The following is a 25,974-nucleotide window of genomic DNA, read 5'->3' as shown; positions in this document are numbered from 1 at the left end:
GCGACCCGTCCGCCGTGGCGTCCTTCGACCGCGCCGCCCAGGCCCTCGCGGCCGGCATCGCCGCGACCGCGACGCTCGTCGAGATCGGCATCGTCGTCATCGGCGGGGGCGTCGGCAAGGCCGGCGACGTCCTCTTCGGCCCCCTCCGCCGCCATCTCACCGACTACGCCACCCTGTCGTTCGTCCAGGGCCTCACGATCGTCCCGGCCCAGATGGGGACGGACGCGGGGCTGGTGGGGGCGGCTGCGGCGGCGTTGGTGCGGGGGGAGGGGGCGGCTGCGGCGGGGGTGTGAGCGGTGTGGGGCGGTTCACCGCCTGTCCCGGACATCGGACGCCCGCGCCGACGGCCCCGCGTCCTCGACGACGGCCGTGACACGGTGGTCGGCCAGCCGGGCGAGGACCTGGGCACGCCGATCGGCGGCCTCGACGGGATCCGGGAAGTCGGCGCCCGCCATGCCGAGGCGGTCGACCAGTTTCTCGACGACGGCGTTCTCCTCGGCGGAACGGTCGGGAAGGAGCGGGAGTTCGTAGTCGCGCTGCCAGGTCCGCTGGATGGCGCGCTCGTTCTTCCACCGGACCTCGCGCAGGGTCTCCCGGTGGAGCCGGTGGGCGGTCGCGCTGTCCATACCGTTGTGGGACCACCGCTCAAGTGAAGGGATTTTCCGGCGAATGGGATTTCGGTCAAGTGGAATGTATACGGTCGAGGCTTCGCGTTCTTGAGGCTTTTCCGTCCCGGATCCGGGCTGGTCGGGCGGAGAGCGGGGGCGGCCCGGCGAGGCCGGCGCCCCGGGTCCTCGGCGGCGGTTTCTGCGCAGAGGACGTGTTCCTCCCCGGACCGGCACGTGACCTCCCCCCGCCGTCCGGCGTTGGAGTGGGCATGAAGAAGCGCAGCATGCTGGCCATCGCCTCCCTCGCCACCGGATTCGTCGTCGCGGCGATCACGCCGTCCCACGGGGCGGACCACGACCCGGTGGGGAGGCTCGACGTGGGGGACACGCTCAGCAGTCTCGATCACACGGTGGCCGACGACAGTCTGGCCGTCGACGACAACGCGCTCGGGCAGGGCGGCTGACGCGGACGGCGGCACGGGCGTGGGGCGCCGGCCTTGAGGGGCCGGCGCCCCGGTGCGTTCACCCGGCCCTCAACGGGAACTGGTTTCCGTGGCAGGGTGGAGCGGGCAAGCCTCAGGGGGCCAACGGAAGAGGGGGAGACGTGACCGTCGTCTGGATCAACGGCGCGTTCGGCGCGGGGAAGACGACCACCGCACGGGAACTGGGCGACCTGCTCCCGAACAGCACGCTCTTCGACCCGGAGTTCGTCGGCGGGGCGCTCACCCAGCTTCTTCCGGCCAAGCACCTCGCCGAGGTCGGCGACTTCCAGGACCTCCCGATCTGGCGCCGGCTCGTGATCGACACGGCCGCCGCCCTGCTCGGCGAGGTCGGCGGCACCCTGGTCGTGCCGATGACGCTGCTGCGCCAGGAGTACCGCGACGAGATCTTCGGCGGGCTCGCCGCCCGCCGCATACCGGTGCGCCACGTGCTCCTCGCCCCGGCTGAAACGATCCTGCGTGAGCGGATAGCCGGCCGTCCGATCCCCCCGGAACTCCCGGACGGCGAGATACGGGTCCGGCAGTGGTCGTACGACCACATCGAGCCCTACCGGGCCGCGCTCGCCGCCTGGCTGACGGCCGACGCCCACCTCATCGACTCCGGCGCCCTCACGCCGTACGAGACGGCCCTGCGGATCGCCGAGGCCGTGGGGACCGGCGCCGTCCCGGTGTGCGACATCGTCCAGACGCCCGAGCCGACGGCGGAGACGGTCGCCTCGGGGGTGCTGCTCTTCGACGAGGACGACCGTGTCCTGCTCGTCGACCCGACCTACAAGCCCGGCTGGGAGTTCCCCGGCGGCGTCGTCGAACCCGGTGAGGCGCCCGCGCGCGGGGGGGTCCGTGAGGTCGAGGAGGAGACCGGGATCCGGCTGACGGAGGTCCCCGAACTCCTCGTCGTCGACTGGGAACCGCCCCGCCGCCCCCGCTACGGCGGTCTGCGCCTCCTCTACGACGGCGGACGCCTGGACGCCCGCGCCGTCGCGGACGTCTCCCTCCCCGGCCCCGAACTGCGGGCCTGGCGCTTCGTCACCGAGGACGAGGCCGCCGGCCTCCTCCCGCCCGACCGCTTCGAACGCCTGCGCTGGGCCCTGCGGGCCCGGGAGCGGGGAGCGGCGATCTACCTGGAGGCGGGCGTTCCCGTGGCCGGAGAGGGCTGCTGAGAGGCGCTGAGGGGCCTTCTGCGGCCGGCTGGTCAGTCCCCTTCGGCCGCGTGCAGCCGTACCGTCTCCGCGGGGAAGACGGCCGACGGGTCCTGCCCGAGCCGTGACTCGAACGCGTCCATCACCGCGCCGACGGCCGCGTGCCGCCGGACCACCGCCGCCGCTCCGTCCGGCATGCCCTCAGGGCGCTCGCCGCGCGCGTACGCGTGCAGGCGTGCCAGGCGGTCGGCGGGGCCGTGGAACTCGGTGACCAGCCAACGGGCCAGGTACGCGCGCGTGTACGCGCCGTCGTACGCGCGGTGGGCGGTGTGGAAGGCGCGTTCCGCCGGGGACAGGACGAAGCCGGGGGAGAGCGCCAGTCCGTGGTCGGTGAGGTGGAGGCGTCGGCCGTCGGTGAGGATGTTGCGGAAGTGGGTGTCGAAGTGGACGAGGCCCGTGGTGGCCAGGAAGGCGGTCAGCGCCGTCAGCTGACGGTCCACCAGGGCGCACGCCTCGTCCGGGCGGGGGCCGTGGACCTGAGCGCGCAGCCAGTCGTGCAGGGTGGTCGGGAAGTGCTCCAGGAACAGCGTCAGGCTCGCCGAGGACGTCCTCATGGCCTCGATCCGCGCGCCGAGGGCCGGTCCCCGGTACGCGACCGCTCGCGCGAGGTCGGGGGAGTCCACCGGCGCGGGGACGGGCAGTACGCGCGCGTGGTGCAGCAGCGGGAAGCCCGGGAAGCGGCCCGAGAGCGCCCACCGGGTGGTCGTCTCGTACACCTCCAGCTCCCGCCAGGCGCCGAACCCGGGGCTCGGCACGGCGCCGATGCCGTAGTGGCAGGCGGGCGGGAGGCCGAAGACGTCGGCTGTCGAGCGGCGGAGTTCCGCGTCGGCCAGCGGCAGGCGTTTCACGAACACCGGCCGCCCGGCGACCTCCACGCGCGCGGTGCTCCCGCCCACGCCGGTCGCCAGCCGCTCGCCCGCGTCGAGGAGGGCGGTCACCTCCGCGTCGTCGAGGCGGGCCAGGGCTGCCGAGACGACGGCGTGGGCGGCCGACCGCGTGGCACTTCCCTCGGGCGTGCCACGTGAAGCCGTGCCCTCCGCAGACGTCCCACGTGGCACCGAGTCGACCCCGTGCACCCCGCGCGGCACGCCCTCACCCCCGCCCACGCCGCCCCCGCTCAGCTCGCCGCGTAGTTCCGCAGGAACAGCGCCTCCGCCACCGACAGCCGCTCCAGCTCCTGCGGGGACACGCTCTCGTCGACCGCGTGGATCTGGGCCTCGGGCTCGCTGAGGCCGATGAGGAGGATCTCCGCGCTCGGGTAGAGCGCGGCGAGGGTGTTGCACAGGGGGATCGAGCCGCCCTGGCCGGCGTACTGCATCTCCTGGCCGGGGTAGGCGACGGCCATGGCGTCGGCCATCGCCGCGTACGCGGGGCTGGAGGTGTCGGCGCTGAACGGCTGGCCCTGGCCGACCTGTTCGACCTCCACGCGCGCCTGCCAGGGGGTGTGCGCCTCCAGGTGGGCGCGCAGCAGCTTCGTCGCCTCGGCGGCGTCCGTGCCCGGCGGGACGCGCAGGCTCACCAGCGCGCGTGCGTGCGCCTGCACGGAGGGGGTGGCGCCGACGACCGGCGGGCAGTCGATGCCGATGACGGTGACGGCGGGCCGCGCCCAGATGCGGTCGGCGACGGTCCCGGTGCCGGTCAGACCGACACCGTCGAGGACCTTGGCGTCCTGCCGGAACTGCGCCTCGTCGTACTGGAGGCCCTCCCAGCGGGCGTCGGACGCCAGCCCGTCGACCGTCGTCGAACCGTCCTCGGCACGCAGCGAGTCGAGGACCCGGATGAGCGCGGCGAGGGCGTCGGGGGCGGCGCCGCCGAACTGCCCGGAGTGCAGGTTGCCTTCGAGCGAGCGCACGCTCACCCGGAGCATCGTCATGCCCCGCAGGGTCGCGGTGACCGTCGGCAGCCCGACGCGGAAGTTCCCGGTGTCGCCGATGACGACCGTGTCGGCGGCCAGCAGCTCCGGGTGGGCCTCGGCGTACCGCTCCAGGCCGCCCGTGCCCTGCTCCTCGGAGCCCTCCACGATGACCTTGACGTGCACCGGGACGCCGCCGTTCGCCTTGAGGGCGCGCAGCGCGAGCAGGTGCATGATCAGGCCGCCCTTGCAGTCGGCGGCCCCGCGCGCGTACCAGCGCCCGTCGCGCTCGGTCAGCTCGAAGGGCGGGCTCGTCCACGCCGCCTCGTCCAGCGGGGGCTGCACGTCGTAGTGGGCGTACAGCAGGACCGTCCGCGCGCCCTCGGGGCCCCGCAGGAAGCCGTACACGGACTGCGTGCCGTCCGGGGTGTCCAGGACGGAGACGTCCTTGAAGCCCTCCGCGGTGAGCGCGTCGGTGATCCAGCGGACGGCGGCCTCGCTCTCCGCGCGCGGGAACTGCTCGAAGTCGGCCACGGACCGGAAGGCCACCAGCTCGGCCAGCTCCGCCTGAGCCCTGGGCATCAGGGAGGCGACGGTCTCGGCGACCGATTTCGACGACATGGGCACGCTCCTCGCGGCTGCGACGTTGTACGGGGTGAGCACGGGTCCGTACGGGTCCGTACGGCGGCAGATCTCGCAGCGAGCGTACGCGCTCGGACCTGCGAGGCCTCACCGGAGGACCTCGGTGATCTCCGCCGTAGGATGCGGGTGGACAGGTGCGACAGGCGGCTGGATCGGGAGCAGTAGACCATCGTGAGCAGCGAGAACTCTTCGGCGGACGACGTGCGCGAGACCGAGGGCGCGGGTCGGGTGTGGGACGTCGTCGTGGTGGGCGCGGGGCCCGCCGGCGCCTCGGCCGCGTACGCGGCGGCCGTCACCGGGCGGCGTGTGCTGCTGTTGGAGAAGGCCGAACTGCCCCGCTACAAGACGTGCGGCGGCGGCATCATCGGCCCCTCCCGGGACGCGTTGCCGCCCGGCTTCGACCTGCCCTTCAAGGACCGGGTGCACGCGGTCACGTTCTCCAACAACGGCCGCTTCACGCGCACGCGCCGCTCGCGTCAGATGCTGTTCGGGCTGATCAACCGCCCCGAGTTCGACCAGCAGTTGGTGGAGCACGCCCAGAAGGCGGGCGCCGAGCTGCGTACGGGCGTGACGGTGTCACGTGTCGAGCAGCACGGCTCGGCCGTCCCGGACCGGCGCAGCGTCGCCGTCGTCCTCCAGGGCGGCGAGACGCTCCTGGCGCGCGCGGTGGTCGGCGCGGACGGCAGTGCCAGCCGCATAGGGGCACATGTGGGCGTGAAGCTCGACCAGGTGGACCTCGGTCTGGAGGCGGAGATCCCGGTGCCGCAGACGGTCGCCGAGGACTGGAAGGGCCGGGTCCTCATCGACTGGGGCCCGATGCCGGGCAGTTACGGCTGGGTGTTCCCCAAGGACGACACCCTGACGGTCGGCGTGATCTCCGCGCGCGGGGAGGGCGCCGCGACCAAGCGGTACCTGGAGGATTTCATCGGGCGGCTCGGTCTCGCCGGCTTCGAGCCGAGCGTCTCCTCGGGTCATCTGACGCGCTGCCGTGCGGACGACTCGCCGCTGTCGCGCGGGCGCGTGCTGGTGTGCGGGGACGCGGCCGGGCTGCTTGAGCCGTGGACCCGTGAGGGGATCTCCTTCGCGCTGCGCTCGGGGCGGCTGGCGGGGGAGTGGGCGGTGCGTATCGCGGAGGCGCACGACGCGGTGGACACCCGCCGTCAGGCCCTCAACTACGCGTTCGCCGTCAAGGCGGGCCTCGGTGTCGAGATGAGTGTCGGCAAGCGCATGCTGGCCGCCTTCGAGCGCCGTCCCGGCCTGTTCCACGCGGCGCTGACCGGCTTCCGTCCCGCCTGGCGCGCGTTCGCCGAGATCACCCGGGGCAAGACGACCCTGGGCGAGCTGGTGCGGACGCATCCGCTCGCGCAGCGCGTGCTGATCGGGGTGGAGTTGCGGCCCAAGGCGGCGGAGCCGCAGGAGAGCGGCGACGAGGTCACCCCCTGACGGTGATCCGGAAGACGGGGTGGTCGCCCGCCGCGGCGGCGATCTCCTCGTCCGACGACTTCGCCGTGACCCCCTGGAAGAACTGGTCGACCTGCCAGCCCCAGTGCTCCAGGTAGGTCCGCAGGATCGCGGTCTTCTCGGCGTCGGGCAGCTCCACGGCCGTGAACTCCCGCACCTTGCGGCCGACCCGCAGTTCGCCGCCGCCCGCCGCGCGCATGTTGCGCACCCACTGCGAGTGGCCCCGCGCGGAGACCAGGTACTGGGCGCCCTCGTGCGTGTGCGGGTTGACCGGGATGCGCTGCGACTGCCCGCTCTTGCGGCCCTTCACGGACAGTTCGGCGCTGCCCGCCAGGCTGAGGCCGTGCCGGGCGAGCCAGCCGATGACGTTGTTGAGGCGGGCGTTCAGGGGGCTGGCCTTGAGGTAGTACGGCTGCAACATGGTGACTCCCGAGTCTCGGAGAGCAGTGCTCTCGTTCCGTGTCTCCGAGTCTGCACGAGCCGTGCGCTCATTGCAAGAGCACCGCTCTCTCTTTTGTTCGCCGCTCTCCAATGTGTGCGCCGATCCGTTCGGATGGGAGACTGGACGGCATGAACACCCTTCCCGGGGCCCGCGCCCGCGCGCGGGTCGAAGTGACCGCCGCCATCAAGGAGGAGGCCCGCCGGCAGCTCGCCGCCGACGGCGCCGCCCAGCTCTCCCTGCGGGCCGTCGCCCGCGCGCTCGGCATGGTCTCCTCGGCCCTCTACCGCTACTTCCCGAGCCGCGACGACCTCCTCACGGCCCTGATCATCGACGCGTACGACAGCCTCGGCGAGGCCGCCGAGAAGGCCCACGCCCAGGTCGCCCGGGACGACGCCGTACGCCGCTGGGTGGCCGTCTGCGAGGCCGTACGCGCGTGGGCGCTCGCGCGGCCCCACGAGTACGCGCTGATCTACGGCTCGCCCGTCCCCGGCTACCACGCCCCCCGATCCACCGTCCCCGCCGCCGCCCGCGTCGGACTCCTCCTCATCGCGATCACCCGCGACGCCCACCACGCGGGCGCCCTCACCGAACCGCCCCTGACGGCCGCCCTGCGCCCCGAGGCCGAACGCATCGCCGCCGACCTGGCCCCCGGCCTCCCCCCGGGCACCGCAGCCGCCCTCGTGGCCGCCTGGGCCCAGCTCTACGGCCTGGTCGGCTTCGAGCTCTTCGGCCAGTTCCACCGCGTCGTCGAGGACCGCGACCCGTTCTTCCGCGAGGCCGCCGCACGCCTCGCGCGCGGGATCGGCCTTGTGGGACAGCCACTGGCCTAGAGGGTCCCTGGCGTGGCCGCCGACCCGACCACGAGGAGATTCCCAATGATGTTGTCAAGCGGCTGTGAGGGGCTCCTGGGAGCCTCTTCATGCCACCGCCGCGCCGTCGAGGCCGGCGCCACCTCCGTCACCGAGGTCACCCACCTCTTCTTCGGCGACCGCGTCGGCCGCGTCCGCGACCCCCTGGGCAACCTGTACTGGATCCACGCGCGCGTGGAGGACGTTTCTCCGGAGGAACTCGAACGCCGGCTGGACGACCCCGTGTTCACGGCGGCGATGGAGTACGTCCAGAGCGCCGACTTCTTCCCGGCGGACGAGAGGTAGGGCGAACCCGGGAACTACTCCCCGCGGAGTACTCCGTACCGCTCCGCCCGGTGGACGTGCGGTGACGGTGGTGCCGTCTAGCGTGGCCGGTATGGAGGAACGGCGAAGAGGCGGACCGCCGCCGTGGGCGCGGGACTGGGTGGACGGCGACCGGTGGCCCTGGCGGTCCACCGCGTTCGTCACCGCGTTCGTGCTCATCGGCTCGACCTACGCGGCCCACGGCCAGGAGGGCACCCGCGCGCCGCTCGACGGCTACGCGCGCGTGCTGCTCGCCGTCGCCGCCGGCCTGCTCCTGTGGCGTCGCCGGCAGCCCGTGGCCGTCCTGTGGGGGACGACGCTGGCGGTGGCCCTGTACCTCGGCGGCGGCTACCCGTACGGACCGGTGTTCCTGACGGTCGGCCTCGCCTGCCTCTCCGCCGTCGTCACCGGACACCGCACAGCCGCGTGGGCCGCCCTCGGGACGCTGTGGGCCGTCCACCTGCTGATCGCGCAGTGGCTGTACCGGTGGCTGCCCCCGGGCGGCGACTCGGCAGCGCCCCTGGGACAGGAACTCGGCGTCGCCGCCTGGGCCGCGGTGATCGTCACCGTCTCCGAACTGGCCTTTGCGCGGCGTGAGCAGTGGGCGCGGGAGCGCGCCGAACAGGCCCAGGCGGCCCGGCGCCGCGCCGACGAGGAACGGCTGCGCATGGCCCGCGAACTGCACGACGTCCTCGCGCACAGCCTCTCCGTCATCAGCGTCCAGGCGGGCGTCGGACTCGCCCTCCTCGACACCGACCCGGGGCAGGCGCGCGCGGCCCTGACCACCATCAAGGCGGCCAGCAAGGAGGCACTCGGCGAGGTCCGCCAGGTCCTCGACACCCTCCGCGCCCCCGGAGCCGCCCCGCGCACCCCGGCCCCCGGCCTCGACCGGCTCCCCGAACTCGTCGGACAGGCCGCCCGCGCGGGCCTCACCGTCCACGTCGACGGCACCCCGCCCCGCATCTCCCCGGGCACCGACCTCGCCGCCTTCCGCATCGTCCAGGAGGCACTCACCAATGTCGTCCGCCACTCCGGCTCCCGCCACGCGCGCGTGCGCCTCGACAAGGCGGGCGGCGCGCTGCGGCTCGTCGTCGACGACGACGGCCCGGCTACCGGCTCGGACGCCGGCGGCAGCGGCAACGGACTCGCCGGCATGCGGGAACGGGCGACGGCACTCGGCGGGACGATCGAGGCGGGCGCGCGGGAGGACGGCGGGTTCCGGGTGGTGGCGCTGCTGCCGCTGCGGGGAACGGGGGAACCTCGGACGGCGCCACCCGCGCGCGGGGCCGGAGAATCGTGTACATCCCCGCAGCCCCCCGAGGAGGACGACCAGTGATCCGCGTACTGCTCGCCGACGACCAGTCGCTAGTCCGCGCCGGTTTCCGCGCCCTGCTCGACGCGCAGGCCGACATCGAGGTGGTCGGTGAGGCGGCGGACGGTGAGGAGGCGGTACGGGCCGTGCGGGACGCGGGACCGGACGTCGTCCTGATGGACATCCGGATGCCTGTGCTGGACGGCCTCGCCGCGACCCGCCACATCACCGGGGACGCGGCCCTGAAGGACGTGAAGGTGGTCGTCCTCACCACCTTCGAACTCGACGAGTACGTCTTCGAGGCGATCCGCTCCGGCGCCTCGGGCTTCCTCGTCAAGGACACCGAACCCGAGGAACTCCTGCGCGCGGTAAGGGCGGTGGTCGCCGGGGACGCGCTGCTGTCGCCCGGTGTGACCCGGCGGCTCATCGCCGAGTTCGCGGCCCGCTCGAAGGACCCGTCGAGCGCCGCCGCCCTCGCACCGCTCACCGAACGGGAGCGGGAGGTGATGGCGCTGGCCGGCATCGGCCTGTCGAACGAGGAGATCGCCCGCAGGCTCGTCGTCAGCCCCCTCACCGCGAAGACCCACGTCAGCCGCGCGATGGTGAAGCTGGGCGCCCGCGACCGCGCCCAACTCGTCGTGCTCGCCTACGAGTCGGGGTTGGTGCGCCCCGGCTGGCTGGGCTGACCGGCCGTACGGAACCGCAGCAGCACACCGACCACCCGGGCGAGGAACACCACCGGGACGAGTCCGACGCCCGCCTTCAACAGCAAGTCGTCGGCCGGATAGGGCAGTTCGAAGAGCAGCGAGGGGCCGGCCACCGCCCCGAACACCACCGCCGCCGCGAACGCCGCGCTGAACAGCGCGTACCCGATCTCCACCGTGATCGCGTCCCGGTCGGCCTGCGTGCGACGTCCCCCGTACTGTGTCATGCGCCAAGTTTCGCACGGCAGTTGGCGGACCGTCAGATCGCCGACCGCCGCGACCACAGCTCCGCCAGCGAACCGTCACCCTCAACTGACGGGAACGGCACCCGGTTCCACAGCGCCAGATACAACACCGCTGCGGGACCGCCGAGTTCGCAGTCCGCCGGGCCCGCGCCGGTCCGCTCCGCCACCGGGGGCTCGCCGGACAGCCGTACGGTCCACACCGCGTCGTCCGCGTCCGTCACGCGCACGCGCAGCACGTGGGGCGACTCGGTGCGCACGCGGCTCCTTGCGCGCGCGTGGAAGCCGCGCAGGATCTCGTCGATGCCGTCCACCGCGAACTCGGCGGTGACCGGGGCGGGTTCGGCGCCGGTCGCGGACTGCGCGTCGTAGCGGTGCACGGCCGTCTCGTGGGCCTGGCGGCGGGCCCAGAAGGCGAGCGGGGAGGCGGCGGGGAGGAAGGTGAAGCAGTCGACGTCCGGCGGGGCGTCCGTGAGGGTGCCGACGAGCCGGTTGTGCCCCTCGCGGTACCACTCCAGCAGCGCCGGGCCGTCGAGTCTCGGCGCCGGGGCCAACGGTCGCCGCTGCGCGATGCCTTCGGCGACGTACGCGCGGGCCCAGCGGTGCACGGACCCCGTGTGCTCCACCAACTCCCGTACCCGCCAGCCGGGGCAGGTCGGTACGGCGCTGTCGACACCGGCAGCCTCGGCGGCAGCGGCGAGGGCACGGCCCTCGTGGTCGAGGGTGCGGATGAAATCGGCTGTGTCCATGGGGCGAGTGTGGCGAAGGGGGCCGGGACGAGGGGGGAAGCGTGCGGCTTTGAGGGGGCGCGGCTGGGGGGCGTACGTCTGCGGAGGGGGCGCGAACGGGGGGCGCGTCGAGAACGGGGCGTGGTCGGCGGAGTGCGGGGGTTCAGCCCGCCGTCCGGCGCTCCGCGCGTCCGGCGAACGTCCCGATCAGCGCGGCGAGGCCGGCGAGGACGGCGACGCTGGTGAGGGCGGCGGGCAGGGAGAACCAGTCGGCCATGAAGCCGATCGCGGGCGGGCCGAGCAGCATGCCGCCGTAGCCGAGGGTGGAGGCGACGGCGACACCGTGGGGCCCGGCCAGCGCGTCCGCCCGCTCGACGGCCACCGGGAAGAGGTTCGCGAGCCCGAGGCCCGCCACGGAGAAGCCGAGCAGCGCCGCCCAGAACGCCGGGGCCAGCGAGCCCAGCAGCATCCCGGCCGCCGCCAGAGCCCCGCCCGCGACGACGGTACGGCTGCGGCCGAGCCGCTCCAGGAGCGTCGTCCCCGAGAGCCGTCCGACCGTCATGGCCAGCGCGAAACACGAGTACCCGACGGCGGCGGCGCCGACGGAGACGTCCAGGTCTTCGCGCAGGTGCAGTGCGCCCCAGTCGGCGAGGGCGCCCTCGCCGTAGGCCGTGCAGCCGGCGATCAGGCCGAAGACGATCACGAGACGCCGGGTGCGGGGGGTGGCCTTCGCGGGCCGGGACGGCCGTCCGGATTCCTGTGCGGGTGCACGTGCGGCTGACGTGTCGTGTGCGGCTGCACGTGCAGGTGGCAGGCGCAGGAGGGTGCGGCCCGCGACGGCCGTCACCAGAAGGCCGACGACGCCCAGTAGGAGCAGGTGCCAGGCGGGGGACAGGACACCCGCGACGAGGGCGCCGAGGCCCGCGCCGAGCATGCCGCCGAGGCTGAACGCGGCGTGGAAACTGGGCATGATCGGCCGGCGCAGCGCGGTGACGAGGTCCACGGCCGCACTGTTGAAGGCCACGTTGATGCCCCCGTACGCCGCGCCGAACAGGAGCAGGACGGCGCCCAGGACCGGGACCGAGGGGGCGTGCGGGGGGAGGACGATCGACAGGGAGAGCAGGACCGCGCAGACCACCGTGACCGGATGGCTGCCGTAGCGCTGGCAGAGCCGACCGGTGAAGAGCATGGTGACGACCGCCCCGCCGGAGACGCACAGCAGGGCCAGCCCGAGGGCGGAGGCCGAGGCGCCGGTCCGCTCCTTGATGTCGGGGATGCGGACGACCCAGCCGGCGAACATGAAGCCGTCCACGGCGAAGAACGCGGTCAGGACGGCCCGCAGGAGGGTCAGGTCACTGCTGCCGCCCGGCGCGGCACTGCGCGAGCGGATTTTGTTTATCAGCGGCACAAAATCAGGCTAAGGAGAGATCGGTGTCCGGGGCAAGAGGGCAGCCGGTCGCAGGAAGAGTTCTGCCCGGCCGGATCGGCCTGAAGCCTGCGATGCCTGTCATGCCGCCCCACTTGGTGTTTTAGAGTTGCTCTCGCTTTTGTGAACCGGTGGATTCGGCACGTGGAAGGACACGCGCATCATGGCGACGGAAACGTTTGAGTTCCAGGTGGAGGCGCGTCAGCTTCTCCAGTTGATGATCCACTCGGTCTACTCGAACAAGGACGTGTTCCTGAGGGAGCTGGTCTCGAACGCCTCCGACGCGCTCGACAAGCTGCGCCTCGACAAGCTCCGGGACGACAGCCTCGACGCGGACACCTCCGACCTGCACATCGGGATCGAGCTGGACAAGGACGCCCGCACCCTCACCGTCCGCGACAACGGCATCGGCATGTCGTACGACGAGGTCGGCAGGCTCATCGGCACCATCGCCAACTCCGGAACCGCCGCGTTCCTCAAGGAGTTGAAGGAGCGCGACGGAGAAGAGGACGAAGTCGAGGGCCTCATCGGCCAGTTCGGCATCGGCTTCTACTCCGGCTTCATGGTCGCCGACGAGATGACGCTGCTCACCCGACGGGCCGGCGAGGACGCCGGTACCCGCTGGTCCTCGCGCGGCGAAGGAACCTACACCCTGGAGCGGGTGGAAGACGCGCCCCAGGGCACGGCCGTCACGCTGCACCTCAAGGAGGCCGACCCGGAGAACCAACTCCACGACTACACGGCCGACTGGACGGTCCGTCAGATCATCAAGAAGTACTCGGACTTCATCACCTGGCCGATCCGGCTCGCAGCCGAGGACGCCCCGCTCAACTCGATGAAGGCCCTGTGGGCGCGCTCGCGCGACGAGGTCACCGACGACGAGTACCACGAGCTGTACAAGCACGTCAGCCACGACTGGCGGGCCCCCCTGGAGACCATCCGCCTCCAGGCCGAGGGCACCTTCGAGTACCAGGCCCTGCTCTTCCTGCCCGAGCACGCCCCGCACGACCTGTTCACCCGCGACTACCGGCGCGGCCTCCAGCTCTACGTCAAGCGCGTCCTCATCATGGACGACTGCGAGGCACTGCTCCCGCCGTACCTGCGGTTCGTCAAGGGCGTCGTCGACGCGGCCGACCTCTCGCTGAACGTCTCCCGCGAGATCCTCCAGCAGGACCGGCACATCCTGATGATCCAGCGCCGGCTCGCGAAGAAACTCCTCTCCTCCGTCAAGGAGATGCGGACGAACGCGGCCGACAAGTACGCCACGTTCTGGCGGGAGTTCGGGGCCGTCCTCAAGGAGGGTCTGCTCAGCGACACCGACAACAAGGACGCCCTGCTGGGTGTTTGCTCCTTCGAGAGCACCAACGCCACAGCCGAGTCCGGTGAGCTGACGACGCTTCAGGAGTACGTGGAGCGGATGAAGGACGGCCAGGAGGACATCTACTACCTCACCGGCGAGTCCCGCGAGAGCATCGAGAACTCCCCGCAGATGGAGGCCTTCTCGGCCCGAGGCATCGAGGTGCTGCTGCTCACCGACGCCGTCGACGAGGTGTGGGTCGACGCCGTCCCCGAGTTCGAGGGCAAGAGCCTGCGCTCCGTCGCCAAGGGCGAGATCGACCTCGACGCGAAGGACGGCGAACAGGCCGGTGAGGAACGGGAGAAGCAGGCCGAGGAGTACGCCGGGCTGCTCGACTGGATGAAGGAGCGGCTCGCCGACGAGGTCAAGGACGTCCGTCTCTCCTCCCGCCTCACCGTCTCCCCGGCCTGCGTCGTCTCCGACGCGGGCGACATCACCCCGGCGCTCCAGAACATGTACCGGGCGATGGGGCAGGAGATCCCGGCCGCCAAGCGCATCCTCGAACTCAACGCCGGGCACGCGCTGGTGCAGGGTCTGAACCGGGCCTACCAGGAGGAGACGCGGCGCGAAGGGCTCGTCGAGACCGCCGAGTTGCTCTACGGGCTCGCCGTCCTCGCCGAGGGCGGGCGGCCGAAGGAGCCCGGGAAGTTCGTGCGGGTGGTGGCGGAGCGGCTGGAGAAGTCGCTCTGACACGCTGACCACGTACCCGGCCGGGCGTGCGCTCCTCACCGAGGGGTGCACGCCCGGCGCGTTTTCGCACGGCATCTCACCTGTATCGATGAGCAGTTGACGGGATTGGTGCGCGAAGTGGCTTGTGCACGGGCTCCGTTCGCGAACCCAACCTTTCCCGGGGCTGTGTCGTCTTAGGTCGCGTCACTGTCACATCACCCACCTCAGGGGGAAGCAATGCGACGCACAGCAGCGGCAGTTGCGGCTCTGGCTCTCGCCGTCACGGCACTCGGCACCGCGGCGACCACCGCGACCGCGGCCCAGGGGCAGGGCATCGCCGCCTGTCCCACCGGCTGGGGGAGCCTCGACAAGAACGTCTCCTCGACGAAGTACAAACCGCTCACCGACGGCCGCACGGGTCAGCACGACTGCTACGACCGGATCGTCTTCGACATACCCGGCGGCGGCACCGGTGTCGGCTACCGCGTCGGCTACGTGGACGCCCTCCACCAGGACGGCACCGGCGACCTCATCCCGGTCTCCGGCGGCGCGATCCTCTCGATCCGCCTCGTGGCGCCGAGCTACGACTACGAGTCGGGCAAGCCCAGTTACCCCGGCCGCGCCCGGCAGCCCCTCCCCGGGGTCGACGTCACCGGCTACACCACCTTCCGCGACACCCGCTTCGCCAGCAGCTTCGAGGGCGAGACCCTGATGGGGCTCGGCGTACGGGCCCGACTCCCCTTCCGTGTCCAGCAGTTGACGGACAAGATCGTGATCGACGTGGCGCACACCTGGTGAACCATCCGCCGGGGACCGGCTCCCGCCCGCCGGTCCCCGGCATCGGGCCGCACCGACGCCGGCCGCACTCGCGCTGCCGCCGAGGTGTTCTTGATGGCGTGAACCCGGTAGTCGTACCGTGCGGGGACGATCATCGCGGCGAGAGGCGGCACGACGGCGGAGGTGCTGGACCTGCTGCACAGGGCCCGCGCCGAGCACGGCCGCACCCGCACGACCGCGGTCACCGCAGACCCGTCGCCCCGACCCGGTTCGCCACCACCGCCCTCACCCTCCTGCGCGCCCACCTCGGCGCGGCGCGCGAGGCGACGACCCGGACGGTCGCGCGGACCATCCGGGCCCTCAGCCCTCCCTGACCGCCTTCAGCACGACGAACTTCGGGTTCCCGGCGACGACTTCACAGTTCCCGAACAGCTTCCGCAGCTTGACGTGGTACCCGAGGTGCCGGTTCCCCACCACCCACAGCTCGCCACCCGGCCGCAGCACCCGCCGCGCCCCGCTGAACATCCGCCACGACGTCGAGTCGGTCGTCGCCTGGTGGGAGTGGAACGGCGGGTTGTTGAGGACGACGTCCACGCTGGCGTCCGGCACCCCCGCGAGCCCGTCCCCGACCCGGAACTCCGCGTGCCCCGGCACCCCGTTGGCCTTGTACGTCGCCTCCGCCGACGCCACCGCCTGGAACGACTCGTCCGTGAACAGCACCTCGGCCTCCGGGTTGGCGAGCGCCACCGCCGTACCGACCACGCCGTTGCCGCAGCCGAGGTCCACCACCCGGCGCACACCCCGCGTACCGGGCAGATGCGCGAGGAAGAAGCGCGTGCCGATGTCGAGGCGGTCGGCGCAGAAGACGCCCGCATGGCCGACGACCGGGTGACCGGCGAGGACCCCGACGTCGTCCGGGAGGGTGTAGCCGTACGGCCACGGGTTGGCCGGGCGCTTCAGCTCCGGGTCCGGCGTGGCGAAGACGAGGCGGGCCTTCTGGCGGGCCAGGGAGGTCCGGGTCGGGCCGATGATCCGCTCGAACAGGCGGAGCGTGGAGGTGTGGATCTCCTTGACCATGCCGGTGCCCACGACGACCGTGTCCGCGTGCAGCGCCGGAGCGAGCCGCAGCAACTGGTCCTCCAGGAGCGCCAGACTCTTCGGCACGCGCACCAGCAGCACGTCGACCCGGGCGGGCGGCGGGTCCTGCGTCGTCAGCAACTGCACGGAACCGGTCGGGACACCGGCCCGCGCGAGGTTCGCGCGCGTCGCCTCCTGACCCAGCCAGGAGTCGGTGATCTGCGTCGGCCCGGCCTGCGCGAGCGCCGTGGCCAGCGCGCCCCAGCGGTCGCCCAGCACGACGACCGTGCTGGTCAGCGGCACCGCCTGCTCGTGCAGATGCGCCAGCAGATACGCGTCGGCGGCGTCCCAGGCACGCAGCCGGTCGCGCGGGTCCTCGGGGAAGCGGCTCAGTTCCAGCTCGCCCCACGGCGTCGTCATACGGTCGTTCATCGTCAGCCAGGCTAGCCGAACCGCAGCTCAGACCGGGTGCGGCAGGATGGTCGGATGGACGCCGAGCTGTTTCCTCGGGAACCCGCGCTGATCGCGCCGGGCGCCGTGCACGTGCCCGACTGGCTGGACGCCGCCGCCCAGCGCGAGCTCCTCGAAGCGTGCCGGGAGTGGGCGCGTCCACCGGCCGGCCTGCGCACCGTCCGCACCCCGGGCGGCGGCACCATGACCGCCCGCCAGGTCTGTCTGGGCTGGCACTGGTACCCGTACGCGTACTCCCGCACGGTGGCCGACGGGGACGGGGCACCGGTGAAACCGTTCCCCGCGTGGCTGGGGGAGCTGGGGCGGCGGGCGGTGGGGGCGGCGTACGGCACGCGGGGCGGGGCGGCGGGGTGTGATGCACCACTGGGGGACTCAGCGGTGTGCGGCACCTCGCCGGGGGACTCGGCGGTGTGTGATGTACCACCGCCCCCTGCGCCGGCCTACGACATCGGCCTCATCAATTTCTACGACGGCGACGCCCGGATGGGCATGCACCGGGACGCCGACGAGCGCTCGGACGCGCCGGTGGTGTCGCTGAGTCTGGGGGACCGGTGCGTGTTCCGGTTCGGGAACACCGAGACGCGGGGGCGGCCGTACACGGACGTCGAGCTGCGCAGTGGGGATCTGTTCGTGTTCGGCGGTGCGTCACGTATGGCATATCACGCGGTACCGAAGGTGCTTCCGGGGACGGCGCCGGCCGGGCTCGGGCTCGTCGGGCGGCTGAACGTGACGCTGCGCGTAAGTGGCCTCGCTCACGGCCACGGCACCGAGCGGATCATGGGAGACTCGCCCTCATGAGCGGCAAGGCGGACCCCCGGCCGGCGGGGGAAAGGACCACCTCACGGGCGCGGTTGGACCGGGGGCGCGGTGCGCTCGGGCCCGCGCTGGAGCTCGTGCACACCGGGCGGGCGCCGACCCGGGCGGTCCTGACTGCCGAACTCGGGGTGACGCGCGCCACCGCAGGAGCCGTCGCCGCCGAGCTGGAGGCGCTCGGCCTGATCCGGGTGGACGCCCACCCGACGGCCGCCGCCGGTTCCCAGGGCCGCCCCTCGCACCGCCTCGAACTCGCCGACGACGGGCCGGTGGCGCTGGCCGCGCAGGTCCACGCCGACGGCTTCCGCGCCGCGCTGGTCGCGTTGGGCGGCCGGATCGTCGCGACGACCCCGGGCTGTGAGGTCGTCGACGCGGACCCCGTGAAGATCCTCAGTGCCGTCGTCGAGGCGGGCGCCGACCTGCTGCGGGCCAGCGGACGGCGCTGTGTCGGCGCCGGGCTCGCCGTCCCGTCGGCCGTCGCCGAACCCGAGGGGCTCGCCCTCAACCCCCTGCATCTGGCCTGGCCGGTGGGGGCGCCGGTGCGGGAGATCTTCGCCGAGCGGATCGGCGCGGTCGGGGTGGAGGGGCCCGCGTTCGCCGCGAACGACGTCAACCTCGCGGCGCTCGCCGAGCACCGGCACGGGGCCGGGCGCGGCGCCCGCGACCTGCTCTGCGTGGCCACGGGGCACCGGGGCGTCGGTGGCGCCCTGGTCCTCGACGGCCGTCTGCACACGGGGAGTTCGGGCCTCGCCCTGGAGGTCGGGCACCTCACCGTGAACCCCGAGGGCCGCCCCTGTCACTGCGGCAGCCGCGGCTGCCTGGACGTCGAGGCGGATCCGCTGGCCCTGTTGACCGCGGCCGGGCGTGAACCCGGGCCCGAGGGCTCGCTGTTGCACCAGGCCGACCGCCTGGTCCGCGAGGAGTACGCCGACCCGGTCGTCCGCACGGCGGCCGAAACCCTCATCGACCGGCTGGGGTTGGGGATCGCCGGGCTGGTGAACATCCTCAACCCCGACCGCATCATCCTCGGCGGTCTCCACCGCACCCTCTTCGACGCCGACCCCGAGCGGCTGCGGGCCGTCGTCGCCGACCGCAGCCTGTGGGGTCGCAGCGGCGGGGTGCCGATCCTCGCCTGCTCGCTGGACCACAACAGCCTTGTGGGGGCGGCGGAGTTGGCGTGGCAGCCGGTGCTGGACGATCCGCTGGGGGCGTTGAGCGGGGGGTAGTGGGCGGGAGGGCGACGGCACCCGTCGAGGTGAAGGGCTTGGCCGGAGCCAGGGCGGCGAGGTGGAGGGCGGGCCGGAGTCAGAGCGTCGTGCCGCCGTCGATCACCAGGTCCGCGCCGACCACCGGGGCCGCGTCGTCCGACGCCAAGTACAGGACGGCACGGGCGACTTCGTCGGTCGCGACGGCCCGGCCCAGCGGCGACTGCACCTTCATCCGCGCCGCACGCGCCTCCTCCGTCTCGCCCGGCAGCAGGGACATCGAGGTCCGAGTCACCCCAGGGCTCACGGAGTTGATACGGACACCGTCCCCGATGTGCTCCAGGGCGGCGCCCCGGGTGAGGGAGGCGACGGCGGCCTTGCTCGCGGCGTAGGCCGTGGCGCCCGGCTTCTGCGTGTAACTCCCCAGGTTCGAGGCGATGTTGACGATCGCGCCGCCGCGCGGCTGCGAGCGCATCTGCCGTATCTCGGCGCGCAGGGCGAGGAACACGCCGGTCAGGTTGGTGTCCACGACCGCCTGCCAGTCCGCCGGGTCCGTATCGGCGAGCGGCCGTCCGGCGCGGATGGTCCCGGCGTTGTTCACCGCGACGTCCAGCGATCCGAACCGTTCGACGGCGGCTTGCACGAGCGCGTCGACGTCCGCCGCGTCCGTCACGTCGGCGGTCCGGGCGAGTGCGGTCCCGCCCGCCTCCTCGACGAGCGCGACCGTCTCGTCCAGAGCGGTCCGGGTGCGTCCCGCGACCACGACGTTCGCGCCCTCGGCGGCGAAGGCGAGCGCCAGGGTCCGGCCGATGCCGGAACCGGCGCCGGTGACGAGGACCGTGCGGTCGGCGAAGCGCTGGGGAGACATGAGAGTCCTTTCGAGAATGTCTGGTCTTGAATTTGAGTATGAGGGGAGCAGGTGTCAAGTCGGGGTGACGGTGTCCTGGGGTGTCGCGACGGGATTCAGTCGAGCAGGGCCAGCGCCTGCTCCGCCGCGTCCCGCACCCGGGCCGTCGGGTCGGCCGACGCCTTCCCGACGATCCGCAGCCCCTGGAGGAGCACCAGCAGCATGCGCGCGAGCGCACGCGGATCACGTCCCGGCGCCAACTCGCCCTGTGCCTCGGCCCGTACGAGCGCCGAGTGCAGCAGCGTCTCCAGGTGGTCCCAGTCGAGGTCGATGCGCCGGGTGGCGGCCGTGTCGTGCGGAGCCAGCTCGGCGGCCGTGTTGGTCACGAGGCAACCACGGTGTCGCCCCGGTTCGGCCGCCGCCTCGTCGGCGAACCGCCTCACGACAGCCCGGACTCCGGGCAGGGCCGGACCCGGCGCGGACAACTCCCGCACGAGGACGGGACGGTTGGCCTCCCCATAGCGGTCGAGCGCCTTCAGGTACAGCTCGTGCTTGCTGCCGAAGGTCGCGTAGATGCTGGCCCGTGCGATGCCCAGGTGCTCGACGAGGTCGGCCATCGAGGTGGCCTCGTAGCCGCGCCGCCAGAACAACTCCACAGCGGCCTGCAACGCGGCGTCCGGGTCGAATTCCTTGGTCCTCGCCATGCCGGGAGGCTAAGCCATTCGAGAACGATCGGTCAAACAACTTCGGTGAGGCTCCACAGCGTCGCTGTCACCGGCCGCCGCAGATCCCGGTACCACAGCCGAGGGCCACCGGCGCCAACAGCCCTTCGTGGTCGTCGGGTGACACACCAACCTCGATTCGCGCGCCGCGTGTGCCAGTAGGGAGGATGGGTGGGACAACCCCACGCCGTATCAGGAGCTGACGTCATGTCCGAGCAACTCACCGTGGCCGTTCTCGGCACCGGCATCATGGGTGCCGCGATGGCCCGCAACCTCGCTCGCGCCGGACACGCCGTGCGTGCGTGGAACCGGACCCGGGCCAAGGCCGAGCCGCTGGGCGGTGACGGGGTGGAGGTCGTGGACACTCCGGCCGAGGCGGTGCGTGGTGCTGATGTCGTGGTGACCATGCTGTACGACGGTGGCGCGGTGCTGGGTGTGATGCGTGATGCGGTACCGGGGTTGGGGGAGGGGACGCTGTGGGTGCAGTCGACCACCGCGGGCCTCGACTCCGTGGCGGAGCTGGCGGACTTCGCCCATGACCATGGCCTCGTGTTCTTCGACGCGCCGGTCCTCGGGACCCGGCAGCCGGCCGAGGCGGGGCAGCTCACGGTGCTGGCGGCCGGTGAGGTGTCACACCGTACTGCCGTTGCCCCGGTGTTCGACGCGGTGGGTGCCCGGACCGTGTGGGCCGGTGAGGAGCCCGGTGGAGCGACCAGGCTGAAGCTCGTCGCGAACAGTTGGGTGCTGGCCGCCACCGCCGCCACCGGCGAGGTGCTCTCCCTCGCCCAGGCACTCGGCGTCGACCCGCAGGACTTCTTCGCGCTGATCGCCGGCGGGCCGCTCGACATGGGATACCTGCACGCCAAGTCGGCCCTCATTCTCGAAGGGCGCCTGTCCCCGGCCCAGTTCGGGGTGACGACGGCCGAGAAGGACGCCCGGCTGATCGTCGAGGCGGGGCGGGCCGGCGGGGTCAGGCTCGACGTGGCCGCGGCCACCGCCGAGCGGCTGGCACGGGCGGCTGCGGCGGGCCACGGCGAGGAGGACATGGCGGCGGCGTACTTCGCGAGCTTCGAGCCGGGTGGCACGCCGGGGGCCGAGGCGGGCTCCCAGGCTTAGGCCGGGTACCGGAAGTGGCCGGCAGCGACCTGCGGGGCCTGCTTGAGAATCCAGTAGCTGCCCGTATCGCGGACCTGCGAAAGTGTCCGTCATGGATTCCGAGCCGCGCACTGATCCCGCTCGTCACTATGACTCAGGGGGCTGGTTGGCTCGGTTCGCGGGTCGGATGCTTGTGGTCTGTCCGCGATGCGAGGGCCGCGCTCTCGTGATCCCCCGGCCCGGCCTTCCTGATCCCAAATACTTCAGCGAGTTCCTGTTCCAGCCGCGTCGTCTGGCTTGTGGAGGGTGCGGTGCCGTCGCCGACTGGAAACCTGAGGTGCGGGGGGCCGGTCTGGTCGGCGCGGTGCTGGGGGGTAGTGAAGATCCGTTCTTCCAGCGGCCTCTGTGGCTACAGACCGGTTGTGCCGGTCACATCTTGTGGGCCTATAACGAGGAGCACGTCGACGAGCTGTCCGCCTATGTCGCGGCGCGATTGCGCGAGCGTGGCGGCGCGCAGTCGACGATGTCGATGTTCGCTCGGCTGCCGGCGTGGATGAAGGTGTCGGAGAATCGTGCGGAGGTGCTGGCCCGCCTGGAGACGCTGCGGGCGCTGGCCCGACGGACGGCACCTGCCGACCGCTCCGATGCCGCGCACGAGCGCGGTGACCGTCCCCGAATGTGCAGGAGCATGTACTTCCGGGGTGGTCCTTATGAGTCTTGAAGGCCCTGTTCACAGCCATACGCTGACGGTTGCGATCAGGACGGTCGCCTCGTGGCGGACCGTGAGTTTGTCGTATCGCGTGACGACAGCACGGTGTCTCTTGAGGCAGACGCGATTCCGACGGGAGGCGTACGCCTTGTCGGCCCGCACGCGATCGGGGCGGACGCGTGGCCGGCCCGGCTTCCTCCCCAGCGGCAACAACGGTGCCGGCACCGCCCACTGCTCGTCCGTGAGATTGCCGTGCGCCATGAGCTGCGATCGTCCACAGCGCAAGATCAAATTTTGATACCCCTCAGCCCGGTGCCGATCGGCTTCCCGCACGGCTGCTCATGTCGAGGCCGAAGGTCCCGACGCCGGCTTCGGGACCGATCGCGAGGTCCGTCACAAGTCGGCTCCGGGATCGGTCACGTGGCCCGGCGCGAGTCCGGCCACGCCATCGGCCGTGAGCCTGTCACGTCCAGGCCCCCGCTCACCGCCTCACCACCCGCGCCCACTCACCGCCACGCCACGGAGAACGCCCGCCCCGCGTTCTCCGTGAGCATCCGCCCCACCGCCTCCTCGCCCACGACAGCCGCCAGCCGCTCCCGCCCCCGGCGCAGCAGATGCGGCATCCCCGGCCCGCCGTTCACCGCCCGCGCACCGGCGGTCGTCGTGTCGCCGCCGAGGAGCAGGCGGTCCCCGAACCCGGCCTCGACGAGGGCCAGTACGGCGTCCGGCATCCGCCAGTCGGTGGCGTGATGGGCGAGGGACGGGCCGTCGAACGCCAACCAGCAGCCGTGCTCGGCAAGCTGACGGTGCGTCAAGAGGTCGGGTGAACGGTTGAGATGGCCCAGGATCACCCGCTCCGGCGGCACGCCCAACTCCCCGCACAGCAGGTCGAGGACGTCCAACGCGCCCGTCCCCAGCTCCAGATGGACGGCGATCGGCGCCCCCGTCGCGTGGTGGGCCTCGGCGGCGGCCGTCATGGTCCAGCGGGCGTGCGCGTCGAGAGCGTGGAACCCGCCGGCCACCTTCACGAGCCCGGCCCGCACCCCCGACGTCCCGATCCCGTCGGCGAGTTCGGCGACGAACAGCTCCGCGAGCCGGGGTCCACGCACCTCCTCCAGCGTCCCCGCGTCGTAGTGCCGGGCCTGATGCAGCCCCGTCGCCGCGACGATGTGGACGCCCGACTCCCGTGCCAGGGAGGGGAGATCGGCGGCCCGGCGCCCCATCCGGTACGGGGTCCACTGCACCACCGAACCGCCGCCCAGCTCCCGGAACGCCACCAGTTCGGCCCGCGCGGCGGAGGCGCTGTCCAGTTCCTGCCCGGGGAGCAGCGGACTGCCGAAGAAGAGGTGGTCGTGCGCGTCGCAGACACCGAGCCGCTCCGGTGGTACATCACCCACCACTGTGCGGACGGCCCTCACCACTGACGCCCCCTGGGCAGCTCCGTCAGCCCCGGCGCCGACAGATGCAGCACACGGAACACCTCACCCTCCGCCCCGGGCGTGTCCCGCGCCCACAGCGAGAACCGCACGACCTCCCACCGCGAGGTGTCCACCCCCACGGCGGCGACCACCACCCCCTCCTCCCGCGCCAGCTTCCCGACCGCCTCCGCCTCGCCCTCCACCACGTCGGCGTACACCGCGCCGTCCGGCGGGAACGGCACCCGCTGCCGCACGGCGACGACGGCCGGCGCACCGACGGCGCCACCGGCCTCGTACGCCACCCCCTCCCACCGGCGCACGGACGGGCGTCCGAAGTCGTCGCTCAGGCGCTGGAACGGGCCGCCCCAGAGGAAACGATTCATGCCCTGCGTGGTGTGCCACAGGTAGAACGGGGCGTACTGGTTGACGGGTGAGCCGTCGGTGCCGCGCTCACGCATGAGGTACGCCTTGAGGCCGAGGCCCTGCCAGTCGTCGAGGAGGTGCCCGGCGCGGGCCACGCGGGTGCGGACGATTCCCATGTCGTAGTCGGCGGGGAGAGTGAGTTCGTACTGCATGGCGTGCATGACGGTTCCTCAGGAAGTGTGGGCGCAGGCGTAGTTGTGCGGGTCGACGTGGGCGGCCCAGTCGGTGGTCGTGCCGTCGTCGGCGGCCTCGACGGTGGCGATGTGTGACATGCCGGTGTGGGGTGCGGCGCCGTGCCAGTGCCACTCGCCGGGCTCGATCCACACGGTGTCGCCCACCTTGATCGGCTCGGCGGCACCGCCCTGACGCTGCACCAGCCCCTCGCCCTCGACGACGTGCAGGACCTGGCCGTGCGGATGGCGGTGCCAGGCGGTGTGGGCGCCGGGGTCGAAGCGGACGTTGAAGATGCGCAGCCGTGAGGGCGCGGGCGGTACCGCTATCTCCTCCAGCCGGACCGTGCCCGTGAAGTGCTCGGCGGGACCCTGTACGGGGTCGGGCCGGTGGCGTGTGATGTGCATGGGGTTCCTCTAGCGTTGCGGTGCGAGCAGGGTGAGCAGGCCGCGGACGCCCGCGTCGAACGCCTCCGGCGAACCGGAGGCACGGGCCAGGACGTAGCCCCCCTGGACGGTCGCGACGACCGCCGAGGCGATCTCCCCGGCGTCCAGGCCGGCCGCGAACTCGCCCTGTTCCTTCCCCAGTTCGACGACCCCGGCGATCCGCGCACGGATCGCTGCGAGCGTCTCGTCGACGGGGGCGCGGAGTTCGGGGCTGGCCATGATGTCGGGGTCCATGGTGAGCCGGCCGATCGGGCAGCCGCGCAGCACGTCACGTTCGCGGCGGAGGTAGGCCGCGATGCGCTCGTACGGGGTGCCCGGCGTGTCGAGGACGGCCTCGGCGCCGGCCAGCAACTCCTCGGCGGTGCGCCGGATCGCGGCCAGCGCGAGGTCGGGCTTGCCCTTGAAGTGGTGGTACATGCTGCCCTGCCCGGCGCCCGCGCGCTCCAGGATCGCCTTGGGGCTGGTGCCCACGTAACCGCGTTCCCAGAGCAGTTCGCGGGTGGACTCGACGAGACGTTCCGAGGTGCTCATACGAGCACTGTACATACTAGTAGTTACAGAGCGCCAGTCGTTCTCTGCGGTGTCCCCGGAGTAGTGCGTGGTACCTCACATACTCCCCGGGAAGTACGTGAGGTACCGCCGAGCGTGCGACGACCCCACCCCCCTCCCGGCGAGAGCCTCGACAGCGACGGACGAACCGCTGCCGAAGGAGATGACCGGAGATGACCACCCTCGCGAGCGGATACGGCGGCCCCGGCCCCTGGATCCTGCTCTTCCCCCTGATCTGGGCCGCCGCCGTGGCCCTGGTCGTCACCGTCCTGCGCCGCACCGGATGGCGCAGGCGCAGCACCGGCTCCGCCCCGCGCGCCCTCGGCGACGCGCCCCTCGCCGTCCTCGGCCGCCGCTTCGCCTCCGGCGACATCGACGAGGACGAGTACTGGCGCCGGCTCTCCGTCCTGGAGGAGCACTTCGGGCGCAAGGGCGGTGATGCGGCATGACCGCGACACCGGCCGCGCGGGTCACCGACGCCGTGAAGGTGTACGGCGCCGGCGACACCGCAGTACGCGCCCTGGACGGGGTGAGCGTGGACTTCCCGGCCGGGAGGTTCACCGCGATCATGGGGCCCTCGGGGTCGGGGAAGTCGACGTTGATGCACTGCGCGGCGGGGCTCGACACGCTCACCTCGGGGAGCGCGTGGATCGGCGGCACCGAACTGGGCGCGCTGGACGACCGGCGGCTGACGGTGCTGCGGCGGGACCGGGTCGGCTTCGTGTTCCAGGCGTTCAACCTGGTGCCGACGCTCACGGTCGCCGAGAACGTCCGGCTGCCGCTCGACCTCGCGGGGCGCCCCGGCGACACGGAGTGGATCGACACCCTGATCGACGTCGTCGGCCTGCGCGACCGGCTGCGCCACCGCCCCTCCCAGCTCTCCGGCGGCCAGCAGCAACGGGTGGCCGTGGCCCGCGCCTTCGCCGGCCACCCCGAC

The 25,974-nt window shown here is 72.5% G+C and carries 30 protein-coding genes and 1 pseudogene; 16 read left to right on the top strand and 15 right to left on the bottom strand.

Annotated elements, in window-relative coordinates; all coding sequences use genetic code 11:
• Positions 1–293, top strand: a 293-nt coding sequence (locus ACVNF4_RS13885) for an ROK family protein (RefSeq protein ID WP_461803085.1), incomplete at its 5' end; no start/stop codon positions are given.
• A 15-nt stretch (positions 294–308) separates the two neighbouring features.
• Here ACVNF4_RS13885 and ACVNF4_RS13880 read toward each other — a convergent pair.
• The gene (locus ACVNF4_RS13880; RefSeq protein WP_461803084.1) at positions 309–626 is read right to left on the bottom strand and encodes a hypothetical protein; all 318 of its coding nucleotides are present in this window, start codon (positions 624–626) and stop codon (positions 309–311) included.
• Between the two features lie 251 nt (positions 627–877).
• Between ACVNF4_RS13880 and ACVNF4_RS13875 the strand changes: the two genes are divergently transcribed.
• Both ACVNF4_RS13875 and ACVNF4_RS13870 read left to right on the top strand, forming a co-directional pair.
• The gene (locus tag ACVNF4_RS13875) at positions 878–1,072 is read left to right on the top strand and encodes a hypothetical protein (RefSeq protein ID WP_461803083.1); all 195 of its coding nucleotides are present in this window, start codon (positions 878–880) and stop codon (positions 1,070–1,072) included.
• 140 nt (positions 1,073–1,212) lie between these two features.
• Positions 1,213–2,268, top strand: a complete 1,056-nt coding sequence (locus ACVNF4_RS13870; RefSeq protein WP_461803082.1) for an NUDIX hydrolase — start codon at positions 1,213–1,215, stop codon at positions 2,266–2,268.
• A gap of 32 nt (positions 2,269–2,300) precedes the next feature.
• Here ACVNF4_RS13870 and ACVNF4_RS13865 read toward each other — a convergent pair whose 3' ends face one another.
• Together ACVNF4_RS13865 and ACVNF4_RS13860 are read right to left on the bottom strand one after the other, a co-directional pair.
• Positions 2,301–3,365, bottom strand: a complete 1,065-nt coding sequence (locus tag ACVNF4_RS13865) for a protein kinase family protein (RefSeq protein ID WP_461803081.1) — start codon at positions 3,363–3,365, stop codon at positions 2,301–2,303.
• Between the two features lie 59 nt (positions 3,366–3,424).
• On the bottom strand, positions 3,425–4,780 hold the full coding sequence (locus ACVNF4_RS13860; protein ID WP_461803080.1) for a M20/M25/M40 family metallo-hydrolase: 1,356 nt from the start codon (positions 4,778–4,780) through the stop codon (positions 3,425–3,427).
• 192 nt (positions 4,781–4,972) lie between these two features.
• Between ACVNF4_RS13860 and ACVNF4_RS13855 the strand changes: the two genes are divergently transcribed.
• Positions 4,973–6,244: a geranylgeranyl reductase family protein gene (locus ACVNF4_RS13855; RefSeq protein WP_461803079.1), complete on the top strand. Its 1,272-nt coding sequence runs from the start codon at positions 4,973–4,975 to the stop codon at positions 6,242–6,244.
• Here ACVNF4_RS13855 and ACVNF4_RS13850 read toward each other — a convergent pair.
• Positions 6,234–6,683: a nitroreductase family deazaflavin-dependent oxidoreductase gene (locus ACVNF4_RS13850; protein ID WP_461803078.1), complete on the bottom strand. Its 450-nt coding sequence runs from the start codon at positions 6,681–6,683 to the stop codon at positions 6,234–6,236. The two genes, ACVNF4_RS13855 and ACVNF4_RS13850, sit on opposite strands and share 11 nt — an antisense overlap.
• Positions 6,684–6,832: 149 nt before the next feature.
• Between ACVNF4_RS13850 and ACVNF4_RS13845 the strand changes: the two genes are divergently transcribed.
• The 4 genes from ACVNF4_RS13845 to ACVNF4_RS13830 all read left to right on the top strand — a co-directional run bounded on the left by ACVNF4_RS13845 (position 6,833) and on the right by ACVNF4_RS13830 (position 9,874).
• Positions 6,833–7,534: a TetR/AcrR family transcriptional regulator gene (locus ACVNF4_RS13845; RefSeq protein WP_461803077.1), complete on the top strand. Its 702-nt coding sequence runs from the start codon at positions 6,833–6,835 to the stop codon at positions 7,532–7,534.
• Between the two features lie 45 nt (positions 7,535–7,579).
• On the top strand, positions 7,580–7,858 hold the full coding sequence (locus ACVNF4_RS13840; protein ID WP_461803076.1) for a hypothetical protein: 279 nt from the start codon (positions 7,580–7,582) through the stop codon (positions 7,856–7,858).
• A 91-nt stretch (positions 7,859–7,949) separates the two neighbouring features.
• Positions 7,950–9,212, top strand: coding sequence for a histidine kinase (locus ACVNF4_RS13835; RefSeq protein WP_461803075.1), 1,263 nt, complete (start codon positions 7,950–7,952; stop codon positions 9,210–9,212).
• Complete coding sequence (locus tag ACVNF4_RS13830; protein WP_461803074.1) at positions 9,209–9,874, top strand: response regulator; 666 nt, start codon at positions 9,209–9,211, stop codon at positions 9,872–9,874. Before ACVNF4_RS13835 ends, ACVNF4_RS13830 begins: the two co-directional genes overlap by 4 nt.
• Here ACVNF4_RS13830 and ACVNF4_RS13825 read toward each other — a convergent pair.
• The 3 genes from ACVNF4_RS13825 to ACVNF4_RS13815 form a co-directional block, all read right to left on the bottom strand.
• Positions 9,835–10,119 carry a DUF6332 family protein gene (locus ACVNF4_RS13825; RefSeq protein ID WP_461803073.1) on the bottom strand — a complete coding sequence of 95 codons (285 nt, stop codon included), beginning with the start codon at positions 10,117–10,119 and terminating at the stop codon, positions 9,835–9,837. The genes ACVNF4_RS13830 and ACVNF4_RS13825 overlap by 40 nt on opposite strands.
• A 32-nt stretch (positions 10,120–10,151) precedes the next feature.
• Positions 10,152–10,883, bottom strand: a complete 732-nt coding sequence (locus ACVNF4_RS13820; protein ID WP_461803072.1) for a maleylpyruvate isomerase family mycothiol-dependent enzyme — start codon at positions 10,881–10,883, stop codon at positions 10,152–10,154.
• 142 nt (positions 10,884–11,025) lie between these two features.
• A complete protein-coding gene (locus ACVNF4_RS13815; protein WP_461803071.1) occupies positions 11,026–12,270 on the bottom strand; it encodes an MFS transporter in 1,245 nt (414 codons plus the stop codon).
• Between the two features lie 181 nt (positions 12,271–12,451).
• Between ACVNF4_RS13815 and htpG the strand changes: the two genes are divergently transcribed.
• Positions 12,452–14,335 carry a molecular chaperone HtpG gene (gene htpG / locus ACVNF4_RS13810; RefSeq protein WP_461803070.1) on the top strand — a complete coding sequence of 628 codons (1,884 nt, stop codon included), beginning with the start codon at positions 12,452–12,454 and terminating at the stop codon, positions 14,333–14,335.
• A gap of 216 nt (positions 14,336–14,551) precedes the next feature.
• Entirely contained in the window at positions 14,552–15,112 is a 561-nt protein-coding gene (locus ACVNF4_RS13805; RefSeq protein WP_461803069.1) for an AMIN-like domain-containing (lipo)protein, read from the top strand.
• Positions 15,113–15,451: 339 nt separating this feature from the next.
• Here the strand turns inward: ACVNF4_RS13805 and ACVNF4_RS13800 are convergent, their stop codons facing one another.
• On the bottom strand, positions 15,452–16,588 hold the full coding sequence (locus ACVNF4_RS13800; protein ID WP_461803086.1) for a methyltransferase: 1,137 nt from the start codon (positions 16,586–16,588) through the stop codon (positions 15,452–15,454).
• Between the two features lie 66 nt (positions 16,589–16,654).
• On the opposite strand from ACVNF4_RS13800, the gene ACVNF4_RS13795 reads away from it, so the two are divergent.
• Positions 16,655–17,437: an alpha-ketoglutarate-dependent dioxygenase AlkB family protein gene (locus ACVNF4_RS13795; RefSeq protein WP_461803068.1), complete on the top strand. Its 783-nt coding sequence runs from the start codon at positions 16,655–16,657 to the stop codon at positions 17,435–17,437.
• On the top strand, positions 17,434–18,678 hold the full coding sequence (locus ACVNF4_RS13790) for an ROK family protein (RefSeq protein WP_461803067.1): 1,245 nt from the start codon (positions 17,434–17,436) through the stop codon (positions 18,676–18,678). The genes ACVNF4_RS13795 and ACVNF4_RS13790 overlap by 4 nt, the downstream gene beginning before the upstream one ends.
• Positions 18,679–18,757: 79 nt before the next feature.
• Here ACVNF4_RS13790 and ACVNF4_RS13785 read toward each other — a convergent pair whose 3' ends face one another.
• Both ACVNF4_RS13785 and ACVNF4_RS13780 read right to left on the bottom strand, forming a co-directional pair.
• A complete protein-coding gene (locus ACVNF4_RS13785) occupies positions 18,758–19,525 on the bottom strand; it encodes an SDR family NAD(P)-dependent oxidoreductase (RefSeq protein WP_461803066.1) in 768 nt (255 codons plus the stop codon).
• 95 nt (positions 19,526–19,620) lie between these two features.
• Positions 19,621–20,208 (bottom strand): TetR/AcrR family transcriptional regulator, encoded by a 588-nt coding sequence (locus ACVNF4_RS13780; protein WP_461803065.1) that lies wholly within the window; start codon positions 20,206–20,208, stop codon positions 19,621–19,623.
• Between the two features lie 225 nt (positions 20,209–20,433).
• On the opposite strand from ACVNF4_RS13780, the gene ACVNF4_RS13775 reads away from it, so the two are divergent.
• Positions 20,434–21,342, top strand: coding sequence for an NAD(P)-dependent oxidoreductase (locus ACVNF4_RS13775; protein WP_461803064.1), 909 nt, complete (start codon positions 20,434–20,436; stop codon positions 21,340–21,342).
• 205 nt (positions 21,343–21,547) lie between these two features.
• Positions 21,548–22,042 carry a hypothetical protein gene (locus tag ACVNF4_RS13770; RefSeq protein WP_461803063.1) on the top strand — a complete coding sequence of 165 codons (495 nt, stop codon included), beginning with the start codon at positions 21,548–21,550 and terminating at the stop codon, positions 22,040–22,042.
• A gap of 9 nt (positions 22,043–22,051) precedes the next feature.
• Here the strand turns inward: ACVNF4_RS13770 and ACVNF4_RS13765 are convergent.
• The 5 genes and pseudogenes from ACVNF4_RS13765 to ACVNF4_RS13745 form a co-directional block, all read right to left on the bottom strand.
• Positions 22,052–22,222 (bottom strand): annotated as a pseudogene (locus ACVNF4_RS13765) (IS5 family transposase); the annotation flags it as partial.
• Positions 22,223–22,536: 314 nt separating this feature from the next.
• A complete protein-coding gene (locus tag ACVNF4_RS13760; RefSeq protein WP_461803062.1) occupies positions 22,537–23,448 on the bottom strand; it encodes a phosphotriesterase family protein in 912 nt (303 codons plus the stop codon).
• Complete coding sequence (locus tag ACVNF4_RS13755; RefSeq protein WP_461803061.1) at positions 23,445–24,032, bottom strand: DUF4865 family protein; 588 nt, start codon at positions 24,030–24,032, stop codon at positions 23,445–23,447. Before ACVNF4_RS13755 ends, ACVNF4_RS13760 begins: the two co-directional genes overlap by 4 nt.
• 9 nt (positions 24,033–24,041) lie before the next feature.
• A complete protein-coding gene (locus tag ACVNF4_RS13750) occupies positions 24,042–24,449 on the bottom strand; it encodes a (R)-mandelonitrile lyase (RefSeq protein ID WP_461803060.1) in 408 nt (135 codons plus the stop codon).
• A gap of 9 nt (positions 24,450–24,458) precedes the next feature.
• A complete protein-coding gene (locus ACVNF4_RS13745) occupies positions 24,459–25,034 on the bottom strand; it encodes a TetR/AcrR family transcriptional regulator (RefSeq protein ID WP_461803059.1) in 576 nt (191 codons plus the stop codon).
• 176 nt (positions 25,035–25,210) lie between these two features.
• Between ACVNF4_RS13745 and ACVNF4_RS13740 the strand changes: the two genes are divergently transcribed.
• Complete coding sequence (locus tag ACVNF4_RS13740) at positions 25,211–25,486, top strand: SHOCT domain-containing protein (RefSeq protein WP_461803058.1); 276 nt, start codon at positions 25,211–25,213, stop codon at positions 25,484–25,486.
• On the top strand, positions 25,483–25,974 hold a 492-nt coding region (locus ACVNF4_RS13735), incomplete at its 3' end, for an ABC transporter ATP-binding protein (RefSeq protein ID WP_461803057.1). The genes ACVNF4_RS13740 and ACVNF4_RS13735, both read left to right, overlap by 4 nt.

It is taken from the genome of Streptomyces sp. S6, from assembly GCF_054880855.1.
Note: the sequence above shows the minus strand (reverse complement) of the source record. Positions and strands in the feature narration are given on the sequence as shown.

What these genes read in the sequence shown, in the direction of transcription:
- ACVNF4_RS13780 (WP_461803065.1), bottom strand. Translation starts at nt 20,208, where the DNA reads ATGGCGAGGACCAAGGAATTCGACCCGGACGCCGCGTTGCAGGCCGCT.
- ACVNF4_RS13840 (WP_461803076.1), top strand. Translation starts at nt 7,580, where the DNA reads ATGATGTTGTCAAGCGGCTGTGAGGGGCTCCTGGGAGCCTCTTCATGC.
- ACVNF4_RS13785 (WP_461803066.1), bottom strand. Translation starts at nt 19,525, where the DNA reads ATGTCTCCCCAGCGCTTCGCCGACCGCACGGTCCTCGTCACCGGCGCC.
- ACVNF4_RS13745 (WP_461803059.1), bottom strand. Translation starts at nt 25,034, where the DNA reads ATGTACAGTGCTCGTATGAGCACCTCGGAACGTCTCGTCGAGTCCACC.
- ACVNF4_RS13795 (WP_461803068.1), top strand. Translation starts at nt 16,655, where the DNA reads ATGGACGCCGAGCTGTTTCCTCGGGAACCCGCGCTGATCGCGCCGGGC.
- ACVNF4_RS13880 (WP_461803084.1), bottom strand. Translation starts at nt 626, where the DNA reads ATGGACAGCGCGACCGCCCACCGGCTCCACCGGGAGACCCTGCGCGAG.
- ACVNF4_RS13875 (WP_461803083.1), top strand. Translation starts at nt 878, where the DNA reads ATGAAGAAGCGCAGCATGCTGGCCATCGCCTCCCTCGCCACCGGATTC.
- ACVNF4_RS13740 (WP_461803058.1), top strand. Translation starts at nt 25,211, where the DNA reads ATGACCACCCTCGCGAGCGGATACGGCGGCCCCGGCCCCTGGATCCTG.
- ACVNF4_RS13850 (WP_461803078.1), bottom strand. Translation starts at nt 6,683, where the DNA reads ATGTTGCAGCCGTACTACCTCAAGGCCAGCCCCCTGAACGCCCGCCTC.
- ACVNF4_RS13800 (WP_461803086.1), bottom strand. Translation starts at nt 16,588, where the DNA reads ATGACGACGCCGTGGGGCGAGCTGGAACTGAGCCGCTTCCCCGAGGAC.
- htpG (WP_461803070.1), top strand. Translation starts at nt 12,452, where the DNA reads ATGGCGACGGAAACGTTTGAGTTCCAGGTGGAGGCGCGTCAGCTTCTC.
- ACVNF4_RS13805 (WP_461803069.1), top strand. Translation starts at nt 14,552, where the DNA reads ATGCGACGCACAGCAGCGGCAGTTGCGGCTCTGGCTCTCGCCGTCACG.
- ACVNF4_RS13845 (WP_461803077.1), top strand. Translation starts at nt 6,833, where the DNA reads ATGAACACCCTTCCCGGGGCCCGCGCCCGCGCGCGGGTCGAAGTGACC.
- ACVNF4_RS13750 (WP_461803060.1), bottom strand. Translation starts at nt 24,449, where the DNA reads ATGCACATCACACGCCACCGGCCCGACCCCGTACAGGGTCCCGCCGAG.
- ACVNF4_RS13835 (WP_461803075.1), top strand. Translation starts at nt 7,950, where the DNA reads ATGGAGGAACGGCGAAGAGGCGGACCGCCGCCGTGGGCGCGGGACTGG.
- ACVNF4_RS13825 (WP_461803073.1), bottom strand. Translation starts at nt 10,119, where the DNA reads ATGACACAGTACGGGGGACGTCGCACGCAGGCCGACCGGGACGCGATC.
- ACVNF4_RS13775 (WP_461803064.1), top strand. Translation starts at nt 20,434, where the DNA reads ATGTCCGAGCAACTCACCGTGGCCGTTCTCGGCACCGGCATCATGGGT.
- ACVNF4_RS13755 (WP_461803061.1), bottom strand. Translation starts at nt 24,032, where the DNA reads ATGCACGCCATGCAGTACGAACTCACTCTCCCCGCCGACTACGACATG.
- ACVNF4_RS13820 (WP_461803072.1), bottom strand. Translation starts at nt 10,883, where the DNA reads ATGGACACAGCCGATTTCATCCGCACCCTCGACCACGAGGGCCGTGCC.
- ACVNF4_RS13790 (WP_461803067.1), top strand. Translation starts at nt 17,434, where the DNA reads ATGAGCGGCAAGGCGGACCCCCGGCCGGCGGGGGAAAGGACCACCTCA.
- ACVNF4_RS13860 (WP_461803080.1), bottom strand. Translation starts at nt 4,780, where the DNA reads ATGTCGTCGAAATCGGTCGCCGAGACCGTCGCCTCCCTGATGCCCAGG.